This window comes from Azospirillum sp. FG154 (assembly GCF_057809575.1).
The window spans coordinates 72,882-91,319 of the sequence record NZ_JBMDKF010000015.1 but is presented as its reverse complement, the minus strand read 5'-3'; the positions used below and the strand labels follow the sequence as shown (position 1 = coordinate 91,319).

The 18,438-nt window shown below is 66.7% G+C and carries 21 protein-coding genes and 1 tRNA gene; 12 read left to right on the top strand and 10 right to left on the bottom strand.

From position 1 onward, the window contains the following. Positions 1-81: 81 nt before the first annotated feature. The 6 genes from scpA to ACODS4_RS17715 all read left to right on the top strand — a co-directional run bounded on the left by scpA (position 82) and on the right by ACODS4_RS17715 (position 5,119). A complete protein-coding gene (scpA, locus tag ACODS4_RS17740; protein ID WP_488865977.1) occupies positions 82-2,235 on the top strand; it encodes a methylmalonyl-CoA mutase in 2,154 nt (717 codons plus the stop codon). Positions 2,236-2,339: 104 nt separating this feature from the next. Further along, positions 2,340-2,525: a type II toxin-antitoxin system CcdA family antitoxin gene (locus tag ACODS4_RS17735; RefSeq protein ID WP_488865975.1), complete on the top strand. Its 186-nt coding sequence runs from the start codon at positions 2,340-2,342 to the stop codon at positions 2,523-2,525. Next, positions 2,525-2,845, top strand: coding sequence for a CcdB family protein (locus ACODS4_RS17730; RefSeq protein WP_488865973.1), 321 nt, complete (start codon positions 2,525-2,527; stop codon positions 2,843-2,845). Before ACODS4_RS17735 ends, ACODS4_RS17730 begins: the two co-directional genes overlap by 1 nt. After that, complete coding sequence (locus ACODS4_RS17725) at positions 2,842-3,534, top strand: DUF2161 domain-containing phosphodiesterase (protein ID WP_488865971.1); 693 nt, start codon at positions 2,842-2,844, stop codon at positions 3,532-3,534. The genes ACODS4_RS17730 and ACODS4_RS17725 overlap by 4 nt, the downstream gene beginning before the upstream one ends. Before the next feature lie 190 nt (positions 3,535-3,724). Further along, a complete protein-coding gene (locus ACODS4_RS17720) occupies positions 3,725-4,351 on the top strand; it encodes a MarC family protein (protein ID WP_488865970.1) in 627 nt (208 codons plus the stop codon). A gap of 75 nt (positions 4,352-4,426) precedes the next feature. Continuing rightward, entirely contained in the window at positions 4,427-5,119 is a 693-nt protein-coding gene (locus tag ACODS4_RS17715; RefSeq protein WP_488865968.1) for a hypothetical protein, read from the top strand. A gap of 6 nt (positions 5,120-5,125) precedes the next feature. On the opposite strand, the gene ACODS4_RS17710 is transcribed toward ACODS4_RS17715, so the two are convergent. The 5 genes from ACODS4_RS17710 to ACODS4_RS17690 form a co-directional block, all read right to left on the bottom strand. Then, positions 5,126-5,689: a TetR/AcrR family transcriptional regulator gene (locus tag ACODS4_RS17710; protein WP_488865966.1), complete on the bottom strand. Its 564-nt coding sequence runs from the start codon at positions 5,687-5,689 to the stop codon at positions 5,126-5,128. Beyond that, positions 5,689-6,177: an HPP family protein gene (locus ACODS4_RS17705; RefSeq protein WP_488865964.1), complete on the bottom strand. Its 489-nt coding sequence runs from the start codon at positions 6,175-6,177 to the stop codon at positions 5,689-5,691. Before ACODS4_RS17705 ends, ACODS4_RS17710 begins: the two co-directional genes overlap by 1 nt. 63 nt (positions 6,178-6,240) lie before the next feature. After that, positions 6,241-6,831, bottom strand: coding sequence for a HutD/Ves family protein (locus ACODS4_RS17700; protein ID WP_488865963.1), 591 nt, complete (start codon positions 6,829-6,831; stop codon positions 6,241-6,243). 51 nt (positions 6,832-6,882) lie between these two features. Then, positions 6,883-7,581 carry a hypothetical protein gene (locus ACODS4_RS17695; RefSeq protein ID WP_488865961.1) on the bottom strand — a complete coding sequence of 233 codons (699 nt, stop codon included), beginning with the start codon at positions 7,579-7,581 and terminating at the stop codon, positions 6,883-6,885. Between the two features lie 167 nt (positions 7,582-7,748). Further along, positions 7,749-7,871, bottom strand: coding sequence for a hypothetical protein (locus ACODS4_RS17690; RefSeq protein WP_488865959.1), 123 nt, complete (start codon positions 7,869-7,871; stop codon positions 7,749-7,751). A gap of 350 nt (positions 7,872-8,221) precedes the next feature. Between ACODS4_RS17690 and ade the strand changes: the two genes are divergently transcribed. After that, the gene (gene ade / locus ACODS4_RS17685) at positions 8,222-9,931 is read left to right on the top strand and encodes an adenine deaminase (RefSeq protein ID WP_488865957.1); all 1,710 of its coding nucleotides are present in this window, start codon (positions 8,222-8,224) and stop codon (positions 9,929-9,931) included. A 349-nt stretch (positions 9,932-10,280) separates the two neighbouring features. Further along, entirely contained in the window at positions 10,281-12,020 is a 1,740-nt protein-coding gene (locus tag ACODS4_RS17680) for a CocE/NonD family hydrolase (RefSeq protein WP_488865955.1), read from the top strand. Here ACODS4_RS17680 and ACODS4_RS17675 read toward each other — a convergent pair. After that, the gene (locus ACODS4_RS17675) at positions 11,939-12,709 is read right to left on the bottom strand and encodes a Fic family protein (RefSeq protein ID WP_488865953.1); all 771 of its coding nucleotides are present in this window, start codon (positions 12,707-12,709) and stop codon (positions 11,939-11,941) included. The two genes, ACODS4_RS17680 and ACODS4_RS17675, sit on opposite strands and share 82 nt — an antisense overlap. Positions 12,710-12,933: 224 nt before the next feature. Between ACODS4_RS17675 and ACODS4_RS17670 the strand changes: the two genes are divergently transcribed. Next, positions 12,934-13,335, top strand: a complete 402-nt coding sequence (locus tag ACODS4_RS17670) for a bacteriohemerythrin (protein WP_488865951.1) — start codon at positions 12,934-12,936, stop codon at positions 13,333-13,335. Between the two features lie 291 nt (positions 13,336-13,626). Here ACODS4_RS17670 and ACODS4_RS17665 read toward each other — a convergent pair whose 3' ends face one another. The 4 genes from ACODS4_RS17665 to ACODS4_RS17650 form a co-directional block, all read right to left on the bottom strand. Next, positions 13,627-13,971, bottom strand: coding sequence for a DUF6481 family protein (locus ACODS4_RS17665; protein ID WP_488865949.1), 345 nt, complete (start codon positions 13,969-13,971; stop codon positions 13,627-13,629). A gap of 319 nt (positions 13,972-14,290) precedes the next feature. Next, a tRNA-Glu gene (locus ACODS4_RS17660) sits at positions 14,291-14,366 on the bottom strand. Between the two features lie 45 nt (positions 14,367-14,411). After that, positions 14,412-15,446, bottom strand: a complete 1,035-nt coding sequence (locus tag ACODS4_RS17655; RefSeq protein WP_488865947.1) for a threonine aldolase family protein — start codon at positions 15,444-15,446, stop codon at positions 14,412-14,414. Between the two features lie 55 nt (positions 15,447-15,501). Next, the gene (locus ACODS4_RS17650) at positions 15,502-15,834 is read right to left on the bottom strand and encodes a hypothetical protein (protein ID WP_488865945.1); all 333 of its coding nucleotides are present in this window, start codon (positions 15,832-15,834) and stop codon (positions 15,502-15,504) included. Between the two features lie 67 nt (positions 15,835-15,901). Here ACODS4_RS17650 and ACODS4_RS17645 point away from each other — a divergent pair, with 67 nt between their 5' ends. The 3 genes from ACODS4_RS17645 to ACODS4_RS17635 all read left to right on the top strand — a co-directional run bounded on the left by ACODS4_RS17645 (position 15,902) and on the right by ACODS4_RS17635 (position 18,426). Next, a complete protein-coding gene (locus ACODS4_RS17645; RefSeq protein WP_488865943.1) occupies positions 15,902-16,933 on the top strand; it encodes an RluA family pseudouridine synthase in 1,032 nt (343 codons plus the stop codon). A gap of 108 nt (positions 16,934-17,041) precedes the next feature. After that, positions 17,042-17,926 (top strand): RNA polymerase sigma factor RpoH, encoded by an 885-nt coding sequence (gene rpoH, locus ACODS4_RS17640; RefSeq protein WP_488865941.1) that lies wholly within the window; start codon positions 17,042-17,044, stop codon positions 17,924-17,926. A gap of 23 nt (positions 17,927-17,949) precedes the next feature. Then, positions 17,950-18,426 carry an Lrp/AsnC family transcriptional regulator gene (locus tag ACODS4_RS17635; protein ID WP_488865939.1) on the top strand — a complete coding sequence of 159 codons (477 nt, stop codon included), beginning with the start codon at positions 17,950-17,952 and terminating at the stop codon, positions 18,424-18,426. The last annotated feature ends 12 nt before the right edge of the window (positions 18,427-18,438 follow it).

Genomic DNA, 18,438 nt, shown 5'->3' with positions numbered 1-18,438 from the left:
ATCCCTCGCCGCTGAACAACGGCGGCGGGGGATGGGTTTCAAAGACCGCCCACGCGCACAAGAAGCCACCAGGAGGCGTCGATGACCGAGTTCCCCAAGAAGAGCCTTGCCGATTGGGACAAGCTGGCCGCCAAGGATCTCGGCGCCGACGCCGACCTTTCCAAGCTGGTGTGGAAGACGCCGGAGGGGTTGGACGTCAAGGCGCTCTACACCGCCGCCGATCTGGAAGGGCTGGAACTCGACACGCTGCCGGGCTTCCCGCCCTTCACGCGCGGCCCGCGCGGCACGATGTACGCGGTGAAGCCCTGGACCATCCGCCAATACGCCGGTTTCTCGACCGCCGAGGCCAGCAACGCCTTTTACAAGGCCAACCTGAAGGCCGGGCAGATGGGCCTGTCGGTCGCCTTCGATCTGGCGACCCATCGCGGCTATGACAGCGACCACCCCCGCGTGGTCGGCGACGTCGGCAAGGCGGGCGTCGCCATCGACAGCGTCGAAGACATGAAGATCCTGTTCGCCGACATCCCGCTCGACAAGATGTCGGTGTCGATGACGATGAACGGCGCGGTTCTGCCGATCCTGGCCGGTTACATCGTCGCGGCGGAAGAGCAGGGCGTGTCCCAGGACAAGCTGAGCGGCACCATTCAGAACGACATTCTGAAGGAGTTCATGGTCCGCAACACCTACATCTACCCGCCCGAACCCTCGATGCGGATCATCGCCGACATCATCGAATACACCTCCCAGCACATGCCGAAGTTCAACTCGATCTCGATTTCCGGCTACCACATGCAGGAAGCCGGGGCGACGGCGGTGCAGGAGTTGGCCTTCACCATCGCCGACGGTCTGGAATATGTCCGCGCCGCGATGTCGAAGGGGCTGCCGGTCGACAAATTCGCGCCGCGCCTGTCCTTCTTCTTCTCCATCGGCATGAATTTCTTCATGGAGATCGCCAAGCTGCGCGCCGCGCGCCTGCTGTGGTCCACCCTGATGCAGGAGAAATTCGCGCCGAAGGACGCGCGCTCGCTGGCGCTGCGCACCCATTGCCAGACGTCGGGCGTCTCGCTGACCGAGCAGGATCCGTACAACAACGTCATCCGCACCACCATCGAAGCGATGGCGGCGGTGCTGGGCGGCACGCAGTCCTTGCACACCAACGCCTTCGACGAGGCGTTGGGCCTGCCGACCGCCACGTCGGCCCGCATCGCCCGCAACACCCAATTGGTCATCGCCGAGGAAACCGGCGTGACCAAGGTGGTCGATCCGCTGGGCGGCTCCTTCTACGTCGAAAATCTGACCCACAGCCTCGCCAAGGCGGCGATGGAGCTGATTACCCGCGTGGAAGAGCTGGGCGGCATGACCAAGGCCGTGGAAAGCGGCATGCCCAAGCTGCTGATCGAGGAGGCCGCCGCCCGCCGTCAGGCCGCCATCGACCGGGGCGAAGAGGTGATCGTCGGCGTCAACAAATACCGCCCGGAAAACCCGGAGGGCGTGGACGTTCTCGACATCGACAACACCGCCGTCCGCGAATCGCAAATCGCCCGCCTGAAGACCATCCGCGCCAGCCGCGACGAGGCGGCCTGCCGCGCGGCGTTGGACGCGCTGACTCAAGCGGCGACGGACAAGTCGGGCAATCTGCTGGCCTTGGCGGTGGTCGCCACCCGCGCCCGCGCCACGGTCGGCGAAATCTCCGACGCGCTGGAAAAGGCCTTCACCCGTCACGTCGCGGTCATCCGCTCGGTGTCGGGGGTCTATGGCTCGGCCTATGACGGCGACGCCGGGTTCAAGAAGATCCAGGAGGACGTCGCCGCCTTCGCCGCCGAGGAAGGGCGCCGCCCGCGCATCCTGGTGGTCAAGATGGGTCAGGACGGCCATGATCGTGGGGCCAAGGTGATCGCCACCAGCTTCGCCGACATCGGCTTTGACGTGGACATCGGCCCGCTGTTCCAAACCCCGGACGAGGCGGCGCGTCAGGCGGTGGAAAACGACGTGCACGTCATCGGCGTGTCGTCTCAGGCCGCCGGTCACAAGACGCTGGTGCCGCAACTGGTCGAAGAGCTGCGCCACCAGGGCGCGGGCGACATTCTGGTGGTGTGCGGCGGCGTGATCCCGCCGCAGGATTACGATTACCTCTACAAGGCGGGCGCGGCGGCCATCTACGGGCCGGGCACCAACATTCCCAAGGCGGCGGCGGAAATCCTGGAGATTCTGCGCAAGAAGACGCTGGCGGCGTAACGCCAGCCCGCGTCTCTGTCCCCGCGTTTCTGCCCCCGCGTCTCTGGACGGCGTTCGGCTCATGGGCCATACTCCGCATGTTGAAGGTGCAGGAGATGACCGTCATGAGCCGCTTCGCCGTTCACCGCGCCGTGGTCGAAGAGCGCGCGGCCAAGACGGCGCGCGAAAAGCCCCGCGCGACCGACGCCGAGATCCAGAAATGGGTCGAGGAAAACCGGGAAGCCTTCGCCGCCTATGACGCCATGGTCGACCGGCTGGGCGTTTTTGGTGAGGATGATCGGTTTTTCTGATGCGTTTTCTGGATGTTTGCCTCAATCCGGCGGCTCGCGGCAAACCTGCCCATCCCATCCCGTATCTGCTGATCGTGCAGGGCGACTATGTCGGCGTTGATCGGTCGCGCGCGGTCGTGCCTCTGTTCAGAGCGTCTGAGGTTGATCGGTCCATTGCCCGAATCATGCCGTTCATCCGTGTGGGCGACGAAGAGCTTGTCGCCGTGACGCCCCAGATCGGCGCGTTGCCGGTCACAAGGATCGGAGCCGTTGTGGCGTCGGCGCAAGACGCGCATTCGGAGATCCGCCGCGCCATCGACGTGCTGACGGGCGACTTTTGACCGTCGCCGCTGAAACCGACCTCTACGCCCCGGTGAAAGCCTTTCTCGAAGGGCAGGGCTACGCCGTGAAGGGCGAGGTCAAGGGTTGCGATCTGGTCGCCGTGCGCGGCGACGAACCGCCGGTCATCGTTGAATTGAAACGGCGCTTCACCCTGGATCTGGTGCTTCAGGGGGTGGACCGGCTGGCCGTGACCGATTTGGTCTATCTGGCGGTGCCGCAGCCGGGGCGGCGGGCGACCGGGGCGTCGCCGCTGGATTCGGGCGTCAAGAAGCTCTGCCGCCGTCTGGGCGTTGGCTTGATGATCGTCGATCCGGCGCTGGCCGAGGGACATCGCGTCACCGTGCTGCTCGACCCCGTCCCTTATGTTCCGCGCAAGGACAAGAAGCGAGCCGCGCGCTTGCTGGGCGAACACGCGCGCCGGGTCGGCGATCCCAACCGGGGCGGCTCGACCCGCGTGCCCATCGTCACCGCTTACCGCCAGGACGCCTTGCGCTGCGCCCGGCTGTTGCGCGACGGGCCGCAAACGGTGGCGGCGCTGCGCGCCGCCGGAGCGCCGAAGGACGTCGGCGCCCTGTTGCAACGCGACGTCTATGGCTGGTTCGAGCGGGTGGCGCGCGGAACCTACCGCCTGACCCCCGCCGGTTTGGCCGGGTTGGACGCTTTCGGCCCGGCGCTGAACGGGGCGTGACGCCCAGGCTGACCGCGCCTATGATTGCGTCGGCCAAGCGATTTTTGACAAACGGGCGAGGGAACGCGCGTGATGCCGATGGCCGACGTCACGGAGTTTCCGGTTCTGACCACCGACCGGCTCCTGTTGCGCGCGGTGACGCCGCCGCCCGCCGCCGGTCTTTGACACTCTTGCGACAGGAGCCGCGCCCGTGTCCGATTACATCAGCAACCTCGTGATCTTTTTCGTCGTGGTCGATCCGCCGGGGCTGGTGCCGCTGTTCATCGCGCTGACGCGCGGGTTCGAGGCGCGGCAAAAGCGGATGATCGCCTATCGCGGCACGGCCATCGCCTTTGTCGTGCTGGTCTTCTTCGCCTATTTCGGCAAGCTGGTGCTGCAAACCCTGTCCATCGAAATGCCCGCCTTCCGCATCGCCGGCGGCGCGCTGCTGTTCTGGATCGCCTTTGAAATGCTGTTCGGCAAACGCTCCGACCGAAAAGAGCGTGACGCCGACGCGGCCTTGACCGACGAGGACGCCCATGACCTCGCCGTCTTTCCGCTGGCGGTGCCGTTGATCGCCGGGCCGGGGGCCATCACCTCGATCCTGCTGTTGATGGACCGTTCCGGCGGCTCGGCAGCCGGGCAACTCAGCGTGCTGGGGGCGGCGGCGACGGTGATCGGCGGGGTGACGTTGATCCTGCTGGGGGCCGACATGGTGCGCAAGATGCTGGGCCGCACGGTGATCCACACGGTCAGCCGGGTGTTGGGCATCGTGCTGGCGGCGCTGGCGGCGCAAACCATCCTGTCCGGCGTGACCAGCGTCTATCCGCCCCACTGACGCGCAAACGGTTGAGCCGACCCGCCCGCTTGTCCTACAAACAGCCCCCAACCGCGAACAAGGGGGAGAGGCGCCATGGACACCGACATCAGCTTTGCCGAGGCGATGCTGCGCCGGGGCGCCGGGCTGTTGCAGGACGCGGCGGCGGACGCGGCCAGCGACGCGGCGACGCCGACCGACCCCTTGGCCTTCCTGTCCCGCCTGCTGGCGACGGCGGCGGCGACCGACGCCCCGCTGGTGGTGCTCAGCGAGGGCGGCCACCCTGACCTGTTCGACGAGGCCGCGCGCCTGACCGCCGCGCCGTTGACCGCCCGCATCCACCCGCTGGGCCGCTTGCGGCAGACCGAACGTGCGACGATGTACGAGTTTGACGGCGGCGGCGCGCTGACCGGCAACCGCGTCGTCGCCGCGCTGTTGCGGCCGGAGGATCGCGCCGATCTGCTCGACGTCTATGTGGCGATTGGCCGCCTGCGCGGCGGCGCGGCGCAACTGACCGTCGCCCCGGCCTTGCTGCGCTTCGACGCGGCGGCGCTGGCCCGCACCCTGTCCCTGATTGGCGAGGCGGCGACGCGCAGCGTGAACGCGGCCGCCGCCGCGCTGGGCCACGCCGCCGCCATTCTGCCGCTGCCCGGCCATGAGGAGGGCGGCATGCCCGCCCCGCTGCTCGACCTCTATTGGCAGGCGTTGACCATGGCGGCGGCGCGCGCGGATCGGAGCGAGGAGGGGCGGGACGGCTTGGCGACGATGGAGCCGCTGGGAACCGCCTGACGGCGGCTATTCCGCCAGCCCGCAGCGCCGCCGCAGACGGTCGAGCACGCGCCCGAACAGCGCCGGATCGTCGGTGGCGCGCGCCATCACCAGCGCCCCCTGGACGCCCGCCACCACCTCCTCCGCCACGCCGCGCGCCTCGTCCGCGTCCTGTCCGGCGCGGACCAGGGCGATGGCCAGAGCATCGACCCAGCGCTGGAAATAGCCCTGAATCCGCGCGCCGAACGGGTCGCGGATGTCGCCCAGCGCGAAGACCCCGACCAGACACATCCGGCGGCCTGACCGGAAATAGCCGTCCACCGCCGTGAACATCGCCGCTATGGCCGCCGCCCCGTCGGGCGCGTCGGACAGCGGCGCGAACAGGTTGGCTTCAAACCAGTCTTCGACGTTGGCGAGGACCGCCGCCGCCATCTCCTCCTTCCCGCCGGGGAAGAAATTGTACAGGCTGCCCTTGCCAAGCCCGGTGGCCTTGGCGATCACGGCAAGACTGGCCCCCTCGAATCCATGGGCGCGGAACAGCTCGCCCAGAACGGGCAGGACGTCGGCGCGTTCAGCGACGCTGCGGGCCATCAGGCGGGCTTCATCGGGTAGGGGGTTTTGGTCAGCCGGTGGTAGAACACGGCGATCATCACCATGCTGACCGACCCGGCCAACACCGGCGTCAGCAGATAGGAAAAGCCGGGATCGGCGGCGAACACCACGATGGGATCGGCCCCGGCGGGCGGGTGGGTGACGCGGAACGCCGCCATCAGGGCGATGGCCAAGCCGACGGCCAGCGCCACCGCCCACCATTCGTTGGGCAGGGCCAGACGCAGCGCCAAGGCGACCAGGGTGGAGAGAAGATGCCCGCCGACGACGTGCATCGGCTGCGACAGCGGGCTGCCCGGCACGGAAAACAGCAGAACGCAACTGGCCCCGAAGGGCGCCATCAGCAAAGGCGTTCCCACCTGAAGGCTCAAGCCGCCAACCAAACCGACGGCCAGAACAGCCCCCAGCCCGGCGAGCAGGCTGCGCGTCAGCGGCGCGGCGGGCAGATGGGGGATGAGGTAACGGCGCATCTTTGTACCTTTCGTTCCAGTCATGACCGAACAGTACAAAGATGCGGGCGCGCGGTCAAGCGGTCAGGGGGCGCCCCCGCTTTCGCGGCGGCGGATTTCGGCGACGACGGCCTCCGCCCCGTCGGAAGCCGACACTAGGGCCGTCGTCACGCCGCGCAGCAACAGGCTGTGGCCAGGAGGAACCGGAATGGGGTCGCCGTCGGCGGGGCGCACCCGCGTGCTTCCGTTCAGCGCATGGACCAGCACGGCGTCGCCCGACGTGAGGCAATCCCCGCCGCTCAGCAACGTGACGGCCCCTCTAGCGGTGGCGCGGTCCAGCATCAGGTTGAAATCACGAATTGGCCCGTCGAGCAGAGCGCAATCGACCGCCGCTTCGCCGGGGAAGGCGAAGGCCGACTCCATACGTCGGCGCGCCACCGGGGCGCCGCCATTCACCGACAGGGTCATGCCGACGCCCTCGATCACGGCGATCAGCCGATCATAGCCGGTGAAGTTGGAAAAGGGGCCGGGCGCGGCGACGTCGGCGATGCTGACGCGCCACAGGAAGCGGTCGGCGGTCAGCGCCTCGACGGCGATTTCGGTGGTCGTCCCCAGACCGTTCTTCCAGGGGACGCGGCGGCAATCGGCGGGGGTGAGCAGGGTGTAGGACGGCATGGGGGCGTCTCCGGCGGCGGGGCGGGAGACGCCTCATAGCATTGCCGACGCTCAGACGAACAGGCTGAAGCTGCCCATCAGTTTTTCAGTGCCGGTCTGACCATAGGAGATCGAGTTCATCGAGCTGATCGCCGTGTTCAGGCCGTCCAGCATGGATTGTTGGGCGGTGGACATCTGGAACGGGTTGTCGCCTTTGGCGGGTTGCTTGGCGACGGTGTCGTAATCCTGGCTGTAGCTGCCCATCACCAACTGGAGGGCGTAGTTCTTCGGATCCTTGGCTGACTCGCCCTTGTCGCGGGTGACGCGCAGGGTGTAGTCGCCCTTGTCGAGCGACAAGCTGCCCTTTTCCAAGGATTTGAACGAATCATACTGCCCCCCGGCGTTGGGGTCGCTGTCGGCCAGAACGGTGCCCAGCCGGTTCATCAACTGGATGTGCACCCCGTCGTCGCCGACATGGCCCAAGGTCGCTTCGCCCGCGCTGGTCGTCTTGAACTTGTAGAAATCAACGGTGTCGTTGGCGGCCAGCGTGCTGGCGACGTTCAGGCGGGTGGTGTTCTTGGCGAGAATGCCGATGTCGGTGGCGGCGCCCGAGTTGCTCAGCGTCGATTTCTTGACGGTCTTCTCGTAGGTCTTCACCTCGTCGGCGGAACTGGTGGTTTGCGAGGCCTGAAGCGCCGACACCGCGTTGGCGATGGAGGCGTTGAGGCTCGACACCATGGAGCTGACGCTTGAGACTGCATCGTCGGCCATGACCCGGCATCCTTTCCGTTCCGACGCGGCCCGCCGCCCCGTCCTGCACAGACATCCCTGTGTGAAGGGATACGGACGGGGGGCGCGGCTCCTGCGCGGACATCGGAAATTTTTTCGGACGTTTTTCCGGGCGGGCGTTGGCCGCCGTCATGCCGGGAAATTCCCGGTCAGGACGGCGTCGGGGCGTCCGCCTTGGCGGGGGACGGGGCCGGGTCCGCCGCCGGCGCGGGTTCGCTGGCTGGGGGCTGGGGGGCTTGGGTCGGGCCGGTGACGACGTCGAAATCGAACATGACAACCTCATTCAATCAGGATGAGGCCGCCCCGGTGATCCGCTGTGGATCGGTCCTGTGATTTGGATTGGATGCCGCGCCGCCTGGGGACACGAAACACGAAAGCCGCCTCAAGGACTTGGGGCGGCTTCGGGATGGGGCAACGTGTGCGCGATCCTAGGCCGCCGGTGGAAACCAGCGGCCAAAATATCGGGACAGGCCCGACGAAGCGAGGAGAAGCGCGTGTTGCATCTGACGACCGTAACCCAAGCCCTCGGCGTTTGCCAAGCGAATCTTGAACGCAGGCTTGCGCGAGCCGCGCCGCCGCGCCACCTTGCCGCACAGGCGGGCAAACGAACGGGGCGACGGCGATGACGGTTGGACGGGATGGGCTGAAGACGCGGATCGGGCAGGCGCTGGGCGACCACAAGGCCGATCTGGTCATCAAAAACACACGCTTTCTCAACGTCGTGACCGGGGAAATCGCTGACGGCGACATCGCGCTGTGCGGCGACGTCATCGTCGGCACCTATGAATCTTATGATGGGGTGGAGGAGATTGACGGGCGCGGGCTGACCGTGGTTCCGGGTTTCATCGACACCCATCTGCATTGCGAATCGACCTGCGTCACCCCCAGCGAGTTCGACCGCTGCGTTCTGCCGCGCGGCACCACCACGGCGATTTGCGACCCGCACGAGATCTGCAACGTGCTGGGCGAGCAGGGCTTGCGCTATTTCCTCGACAGCGCGGGCGGCACGGTGCTGGACCTGTTCGTTCAATTGTCCTCCTGCGTTCCGGCGACGGAGCTGGAAACCTCCGGCGCGCGGCTGGAGGCCCCCGATCTGGTCCGCCACATGAACCATCCCAAGGTGCTGGGGCTGGCCGAATTCATGAATTTCCCCGGCGTCTTCCACAAGGTGGACGGGGTGCTCGACAAGCTGGCGGCCTTTGACGGGCGGCACATCGACGGCCACGCCCCGCTCGTCACCGGCAAGGAATTGAACGCCTATCTGTCCTGCGGCATCCGCAACTGCCACGAAACCACCAGCGCCGCCGAGGCGATGGAGAAGCTGCGCAAGGGCATGCAGGTGCTGATCCGCGACGGCTCGGTGTCGAAGGACGTCCACGCTCTGGCTTCCGTCATCAGCCCGGAAACCTCGCCCTTCCTGGGCTTTTGCACCGACGACCGCAACCCGTTGGACATCGCCGAAGAAGGCCATATGGATCATCTGATCCGCAGCGCCATCAAGCTGGGCGCGCCGGTGGCCCATGTCTACCGCGCCGCCACCTGGTCGGCGGCGCGCGGTTTCCGCCTGTTCGATCGGGGGCTGGTGGCGCCGGGGCAGCGCGCCGATCTGGTGCTGTTGGATGATCTGGAGGACTGCGCGGTCAACCGGGTGATCCGGGGCGGTCGGGTGGTGACGGCGGAGAGCTTCGCCAACCGCCCGGCGGTCGCGCCGGTCGGGCTGGATTCGGTGAAGCTCGACCCGGTGGAGCTTGGCGATTTCGCGGTTCCGGCGGGCGGATCGGCGCAGTCGGTCATCGGGCTGCTGCCCGGCAAGATCATCACCGAACATCGCCGGATCGAGGTTCCCGTCGTCGATGGCCGGATGCTGGCCGATCCGGCGCGCGATCTGCTGAAAATCTGCGTTTTCTCCCGCCATGGCGTCAACCGCAACATCGGGCGCGGCTTCGTCCAGGGCTTCGGCTTCGGCGCGGGGGCCTTGGCCTCGTCGGTCGGCCATGACAGCCACAATATTTGCGTCGTCGGCGCCAGCGACGCCGACATGATGGTCGCGGTGAACCGGCTGATCGAATTGCAAGGCGGCTTCGTCGCCGTCCGCGACGGGCGGGTGGTCGGCGAGTTGGCCTTGCCGCTGGCCGGTCTGATGAGCCTGGAGCCGTTCGAGACGGTGGAGGTTCAATTGCGCGCCCTGCGCGCCGCCGTCCGCGCCATGGGCTGCCCGTTGGCCGAACCCTTCCTGCAATTGGCCTTCCTGCCGCTGCCGGTGATCCCGCATCTGAAGATCACCGACCGGGGCATGGTCGATGTGGACCGCTTCGAGCTGATCGCCGCGTGAACGGGCGGTTTGTCTGTTTTTTGGGCGATTGATTGAAAAAGGGGCTGGGTGGCGCGGGCGTGGGATCCGGCGGCGTGAACTCCACGGATTCCTAGGGCGATTGTTGGAAGGGTTTTGGCCCGATTTTGGTGATGTCCCGTCATCCCCGCGACGGCGGGGATCCAGACTTTGCAAGACGAATCCTGTGGATAGGCCTGGATCCCCGCCGTCGCGGGGATGACGGTTTTGCCGTTGAATGGAATCTCAAGCCAGCGTGCGAACGCCCGAACGGCGCAGGATCCTGCGCAACCGTCTCTGGCACAGGCTTTGCCATGGGAGTCGCGCATCTGACCCACAACGCCGTCGCCGCATGACCCATCTCGCCCCCGTGTTCCTCGAATCCCCCACCACCCTCCTGCCGGTCCGGCCCCCTGAAACCGTGTCGATGCGGACGCGGGACGGGGTGCGTTTGGACGCCGATCTCTATCGGCCCGACGCGGCGGGGGTTTGGCCGGTCTTGCTGTTGCGCGTCGCCTGCGGGCGGCGGACGGCCTTGACCAGCCATTACGCGCACCCGCGCTGGTACGCGGCGCGCGGTTATGTGGTGGTGGTGCAGGATGTGCGGGGTTGCGGCACCTCGGACGGGCGGTTCCGCCCCTTTGAGGCGGAGCGCGAGGATGGGGCCGACGCCGTCGCCTGGGCGGCGTCGCTGCCGGGATCCTCGGGCGCGGTCGGGCTGTATGGCTGCGGCTATGCTGGGATGGCGCAGTTGCTGACGCTGGCGGCGGCGCCGACGGCTCTGCGCGCGGTCGCCCCGGCCTTCGCCGGGTGGGACGTCTTTTCCGACTGGGCCTATGAGGGCGGAGCCTTCCGTCTGGCTGACGCCATGGGCTTGGCCCTGCGCATGGCGGCGGAATCGGCCCGCCGGGTCGAGGATGGCGTGGCTCACCGCGTGTTGAGCGACGCGGCGCTGCGCCTGCCGCTGGACGACGAAATTCCCTCGCGCCCGCAGGCGCTGCGCGATTACGCCCGCTACGCCCCTCATTACGACGATTGGCTGACCATGCCGACGCCTGGACCAAGCTGGGACGCGCTGTCGCCGCGCGCCCTGCTGGCCGACATGCCGTCGGACGTCGCCGTCTTGCAGGTCGGCGGCTGGTTCGACCCCCGTTTGGCGGGAACGCTGGACGCGCACGACGCGCTGGCGGGCCGCTCGCGCGCGCCGGTTCGGCTGGTGGTCGGCCCCTGGACGGCGGCGGGGCCGCAGGACGGCCCGTCGCTCGACAACCTGCAATTGGCCTGGTTCGACCGCACGCTGAAAGGGGAATCCGCGCCGCCCGCCGAGCGCGGCGGCGCAGTGCGGCTGCACGACGTCGAGGCTGGGCGCTGGCAGGATTTGACCATTCTTCCGGCGGCGACGACGGCCTTCTGGCTGTCCAGCGACGGCTTGGCGACCCGCCAGGGCGGGCGGCTGTCGCCGGAGCCGGGGGAACTGGCCGAGTTGGACGTGCTGGTCCATGACCCACGCGGCCCGGTCCCGGCGGTTGGCGGCCACGCCGTGCCGGACGCCGGACGTTTCGATCGCGCCAGCGTGGACCGGCGGCCCGACGTGGCGGTCTACACCAGCCTGCCCGTTCGCGAACCGCTGACGCTGGCCGGTCGGGTGGCGGTGGATGTGTGGGTGGAGGCCGACGCGCCGTCCTTCGACGTCAACGCCGTGCTGTCGGTGCTGCGCCCCGATGGCCGCGTGCTGCCGTTGACCCAGGGGCACGCGCGGGTGGAGCCGGGCGATCCGACCCGCCCCTTGACCATCAGCCTGCGCGCGGCCTGCGCGACGCTGGCGCCGGGGTCGGCCCTGCGCCTCAGCTTGGCGGGAGCCTGCTTCCCCGCCTATCCGATCAACCCGGGGACGGGGGCGGAGCCGGGGGAAACCCGGCGGGTGGACGCTCAGCCGATCACCCTGTTGATCCACAGCGGCCCCGACCGCCCGTCGCGCCTGCGCTTGCCGCTGGCGCGCGACGGGGAGGATCAGGCTTCGGCGTCGAAGGGCGGGATGATCGGGTCGGTCGGCCCCTTCGCCGCCGCGACCAGACAGACATCCAGGCTCTGATCGAGGAAGCGCATCATCAGGTCGCGGAACGGCGTCTTGTCGCCGACCGACCACGCCCGTTCGACCAGATCATTGTACAGCGCGCGATCCTCCGCCCGGACCACCACCGGGGGATAACCGGCGCGGTTCAGCAGCAGATTGCACAGCAGCAGGGCGGTGGCGCGGTTGCCGCTGTTGAAGGGGCGAATCGCCATCAGCCGGTGGTGCGCCTCGAACGCGGTGTCGGGCGCGGCCTCGGCCCGGCGCAGCCAACCCGACAGCGCGGACATCGACACGCGCAGCTTGGCCGGGTCGGGGGCGTTGCCGGTCTCGTCGTCCTTGGGCGGGGCGTTGCGGTATTTCCCGGCCTCGTCGTCGATGCCCTGGTGCAGCACGCCGTGGAAAGCGGCGATGGTGCGTTCGTTGACCACGCCCGCCGGTTCAAAGGACAGGCGGGCCATCAGTTCCAGCGCGCCGCGATGGTTGAGGGTGAAACGCTGCTCCTCCACCGCGCGGTGGCGCAACAGGGTTCCCCGATCCAGGATCGCCTTGATGTCGGCGCGGCTCAGCGGCACCCGTTCGATTCCCACCGCCGCCACGGTCAACTCCATCTCGAACCAGTCGGCCAGATCATGGACGGTGTCCTGCGGCAGCGGGCGGGCGCCGTCGAGCACCCGTTTCTTGTCCGCGATCTCATCATGCAAGGCCATGAGCCGATTCTCCGAAAACACCAGACATCAAAGGGAGAGAGGCTTGGGGCGGGGGATTAGGCCCCGCGTGAGGACCGGGATGACCACCCCCCCTGCGGGGATTTGCCGCTTTGTCTTGGCACCGTTGCCGGTTTTAGGATCCCTGTCAAGACATCGACAATTTAGACTGTTTGGCCAGCCGTCGCCCAGAAAAACAGGGGCGCGCGCGGGGGGAGGATGGGGCCATGGATCATGTTGTCTGGGACGAAACGATGAGCGTCGGCGTCGCCGTGTTGGACGGGGAGCACCAACACCTTCTCAAGCTGTTCAATGGTTTGCTGGAAAGCGGCATCACGCCGGCGAACCGCGAGGAATTGTCTGGCTTGCTCGCCAGCCTGAACGATTACGTCACGGTTCATTTCGCGCGCGAAGAGGGGCTGATGGCGGGTGGTTCCTATCCCAATCTTGACGAACACATCGCCGCTCACCGCTATTTCGCCGGTGAAGTCGCCAAGCTGCATGAGGAATTTGACGGCGACAACACGACGATGCTGCGGATGGATTTGATCCTTCTGTTGAAGGACTGGTTTGTTGAACATATCCAGCAGACCGACGCGCTCTACAAACCCTACCTCAAAGACGCTTGAGCCGCCTGTTGTGGGGCGAGCGAAAGCCCGTGGCCTTGGCGTCAAGGGGGCATTGAGAATGACAACCCTTATTTCCAATGAGTTGAAAACGTAACGCAACCAAGTGTGCATGCGACGCGACCACAGCGACCGTTGGAGACAAAAAGCACCACCGCGCCGGTCTGGCGGGACGCGGTCGTTTGGGCTGACTTGCGGAGACCGTGAACGACAAAACCCCGCGAGAGTCTGATGACTGTCGCGGGGTCTTAAGAGCGCGGTGGGCCGAAGCCCGCCGAACACCGGTAAAAGCTGTTATTTGCGCGCCTTGCGAGCGGCGTAACGGGCATCCCGAGCGGCTTTTTGCTCGATCAGGAGATCTTGATGGCTGGCGGCCTGCGCCGCGATCTCTTGAGCGGCCTTGCTCTCAGCGGCAAGCTTCTCTGCGGCGAGCTTGGCCGCTGCGGCCTCGCGCTCCGCTTGGCGCTCGGCGGCGCGTTGCTCGCGAGCGACACGAACAGCGAGGCGGGCGGCCTGCTGTTCGGCAAAAATCGCGTCATTCACGATGGAATTTTCGCGGAATTTCCTCAATTGATCTTTCTTTGCGGCCATCGCCGCGCCCTGCCGATCACCAAAACCCTGTTCCTTAAACCCGCTCATTAACGAATACTTCTCTATTATTTCTTCAATCGCGCAAACAGTCTATACCACTGCGCGTTCATCCCGACACGCAATATTCGTGTTGCTCCCTTGCAATTCAGAACATGACGCTTCCAACGCGTAGCCAGCCACCGCAGGCCGACACGAGATTGGCCCGGACATGGAAAAGCGTCACCGACCTTCAACGCGGCTTGTGGGAAGCGACAGCTTTGCCTGACCGCAGAGTCGAGCTTTCTGCTCGTGCGGCGCAATACATGAAGCAATTTGAAGGATATTGGCGCGCAACGCTTGCAAACTGTCCAACTCTCCAAAGAGAGAGTGGCGTCCCCAAGGGGATTCGAACCCCTGTTACCGCCGTGAGAGGGCGGTGTCCTAGGCCTCTAGACGATGGGGACGTCGTGGCGGCGTGGGCGAGTTTTTAGCGGCCCACGCCGGATCGATCAAGCCTTTTCTTGGCTCTGGGTGAAGATTTCCAGGAAGGCGTCCACCGCCGCCGCCGGGGTGTCGAAGGCCGTCACCAGACGGATCAACCCGTCGTCCCAGCGGTAGAACTGGAAACCCGCCGCCTCCAGCGCTGTGATGGTCGCCTCCGGCAGGCGGACGAACAGCTCGTTGGCTTCCACCGGATGGGCGATGTCGACGCCGGGGCGGTCGCGCAGGCCAGCGGCCAAGCGGTCGGCCATGGCGTTGGCGTGGCGGGCCAGACGCAGCCACAGATCGTCGGTCAGCCAGGCGTCCAACTGCGCCGACAGGAAGCGGGTCTTCGACACCAGATGACCGCCGCGCTTGCGGGCGAAGCCGAAATCCTCGGCCATCGCCGGGTTGAAGAAGACCACCGCCTCCGCCGCCAGACAGCCGCCTTTCGTGCCGCCCAGCGTCAGAACGTCCACGCCCGCCCGCCAGGTGACGTCCGCCGGGGCGCAGCCCAGACGGGCCACCGCGTTGGCGAAGCGCGCGCCGTCCATGTGCACGGCGACGCCGTTGGAATGGGCGGCCTCGACCAGCGCCTCGACCTCCGCCGGGGTGTAGATCGTCCCGGCCTCCGTCGCTTGGGTCAGGCTGAGCGCCGCCGGTTGCACCTTGTGGACGACGCCGACGCCCGCGCGGGCGATGGCGCGGGCGACGACGTCGGGGGTCAGCTTGCCGTTGGCGCCGGGCAACGGAACCAGCTTGGCCCCGCCGGTGTAGAATTCCGGCGCGCCGCACTCGTCCACCATGATGTGGGCGTCGTCGTGGCAATAGACCGCGCCATAGGCCGGGACCAGCGCCGACAGGGCCAGCGCGTTGGCCGCCGTGCCGGTGGCGACCGGGAAGACGGCGACGTTGGTCTCGAAGATCGCCGACAGGCGTTCGGTGACGCGCGCGGTCAGCGGATCCGCGCCATAGGGGGAGGCGGAGCCGATGGACGCGGCGGCGAGCGCGTTGACCACCTCCGGCGCGGCGCCCGCCACATTGTCGCTGCGGAAATCATGCATGGGTGCGGATCCAATCGGTGTATCAGGGGGCGGGCGAAACGGCGCGCGGATGGGGTCAGGGCGCGGCCTTGCCGGCGGAAATGGTGGCGGTGACGGCGCCGTTGCGCGGGTCCACCACATAGAGCCGGTCCAGCCCCTGCGGCAGCGTCACCTTGAACAGGACGCGGTTGCCGATGACCATCGTGTCGCCGATGCGCGACCCGGCGGGAACGTCCAGCGTGACGTCGACCGGGTCACGCCCCGACGGCGTCGCGCGTTCGGAATCGGCGGCCTGGGCGGCGGCGCGGGCGGGGTCCGACATCCGCTTGTACAGCTCCACGCCGATGACGGCGAAGCCCGCGATGATGAGAACGCCCATGATGACGACGAGTGCCTTGAGGATCTGCACGGTTTGGGGTCCACTCCCGACGATGCGACTGCGTGATGATGAATTGACACTGGAACATGGCCGACCGATGTCCGAGTCCCCCCACAGCCAACCGATCCCCAGCCCTGCCGCCGACGACGCCCGCGCGCCGCGCGTCTGCACGATACCCGTCGATGGCGGCGGAGAGCGGTTGGACAAGGCGTTGGCCGCCGGATTGCCGGATCTCTCGCGCTCGCGCGTGCAGGCCCTGTTGGAGCAGGGCCATGTCCGCGAAGCGGGGCGAACGATAACGGACGCGTCCCTGCGGGTCAAACCCGGCCAAACTTTCGACGTTTTTATCCCCGAGGCTGAGCCTGCCGAACCGGAAGCCCAGGACATCCCCCTGGCCGTGGCGTTCGAGGACGAGGATGTTCTGGTGATCGACAAACCCGCCGGTCTGGTGGTTCATCCCGCCGCCGGCAACCCCGACAACACGCTGGTGAACGCGCTGCTGGGCCATTGCGGCGACAGCCTGTCGGGCATCGGCGGGGTGAAGCGGCCCGGCATCGTCCACCGGCTGGACAAGGACACCAGCGGCTTGATGGTGGTGGCCAAGAACGACCGGGCGCATCACGGGCTGACCGAACAATTCACCGACCGCTCCTTGAGCCGCACCTACCACGCGCTGGTCTGGGGGGTTCCCAGCCCGCGCCAGGGCCGGATTGAGGGGGCCATCGGGCGCAGCGGCGCCGACCGCAAAAAGATGGCGGTGGTTGAGCATGGCGGCAAACACGCCGCCACGCGCTACCGTGTGCTGAAATCCTTTGGCATGGGGGCGGCGCTGGTCGAATGCGTGTTGGAAACCGGACGGACCCATCAAATCCGCGTGCACATGGCCCACATCGGCCACCCGCTGGTCGGCGACCAACTGTATGGCCGGGGCCGCTCGGGCCGTCCGGGCGGCAAGCACGCGTCAAATCTGCCGGACGCGGCGCGCGGGGCGTTGACCGGCTTTCCCCGTCAGGCGCTGCACGCGGTCGGCCTGACCTTCAAACATCCGGGCAGCGCCGAGGTCATGAGCTTTAGCGCGCCAATGCCCAAGGATTTCGATGAACTGCTTGTCATCTTAGAAGCACTTTAAATTAATTCGCCGCTCTCGGACTCTTGGTTTAACGTCACGGAATGGTTATGGGGCTGTGGCCCCGCGCCGCCTTCGGGTGGAACAGGTGTTGAAGAAAGGTTTTGCGTCATGGCGTCAGCGTCCAATCTTCCGGTCATCAGCGCGGAGAGCGGTCTTTCCCGCTATCTTCAGGAAATCCGCAAATTTCCGATGCTGGAGCCGGAGAAGGAATACATGCTGGCCAAAAGCTGGCAGCAGCATGAGGATTCCGGGGCGGCCCATCAACTCGTCACCAGCCATCTGCGCTTGGTGGCCAAAATCGCCATGGGCTATCGCGGCTATGGCCTGCCGCTCTCCGAACTGATTTCGGAGGGCAACGTCGGCATGATGCAGGCGGTCAAGCGTTTCGACCCGGAACGGGGTTTCCGTCTGGCGACCTACGCCATGTGGTGGATCCGCGCCGCCATCCAGGAATACATCCTGCACAGTTGGTCGCTGGTGAAGATGGGCACCACGGCGGCGCAGAAGAAGCTGTTCTTCAACCTGCGCCGTCTGAAGGGCCAGATGCAGGCGATTGAAGAGGGCGATCTGTCCGCCGAACAGGTGAACGCCATCGCCACCAAGCTGGAGGTGCCGGAGCAGGACGTCGTCAACATGAACCGCCGTCTGGCCAGCCCCGACCATTCGCTGAACGCGCCGCTGCGCGTCGATGGCGAGGGGGAATGGCAGGATTGGTTGGTCGATGAGTCCGACAACCAGGAAATCACCCTGGCCGACAGCGAGGAGCTGAAGAAGCGCCGCAAGCTTCTGGTCGGCGCGATGGAGCATTTGAACGAGCGCGAACGCGACATCCTGATGGAACGCCGCCTGCGGGAAGCGCCGACGACGCTGGAAGAGCTTTCGCAGAAATACAACATCAGCCGCGAGCGGGTTCGCCAGATCGAGGTGCGGGCGTTCGAGAAGCTGCAAAAGGCGATCAAGAACGCGGCCATCGACCAGAAGCTCGCCTTTTAGAACACTGAAAGGAACGGACGGCGGTGACGGTCAAGCTGGATCGGCATGAAAAGGGCATTCTGGCCGCGTTGCAGGACAACGCCCGCCTGACCATGCAGGAGCTTGGCGAGGCGGTCGGGCTGTCGGCGTCGCCCTGCTGGCGCCGGGTGCGCTCGATGGAGGAGATCGGCGTCATCCGCCGCTACACCGTCCATCTCGACCCGCGCAAGCTTGGGTTGGCCGAATGCGTCTTCGCCCACGTCACCCTGGAGCGGCACAAGGAAAACGCCGTCGATCAGTTTGAAACCGCCATCGCGGCGATGCCGGAGGTGCTGGAATGCTTCGCCGTGACCGGGGAGGCGGATTATCTGCTGCGCATCGTCGTGCCGTCCACCCAGGATTACGGGCGCTTTCTCAGCGAACGGATTTTCGCGATTCCGGCGGTCGCGCATGTGAAGTCCAGCGTGACCTTGAAAGAGGTCAAATTCGAGACCCGGTTGCCGTTGACGCATCTGGAGTGATCCGGGGCGTGT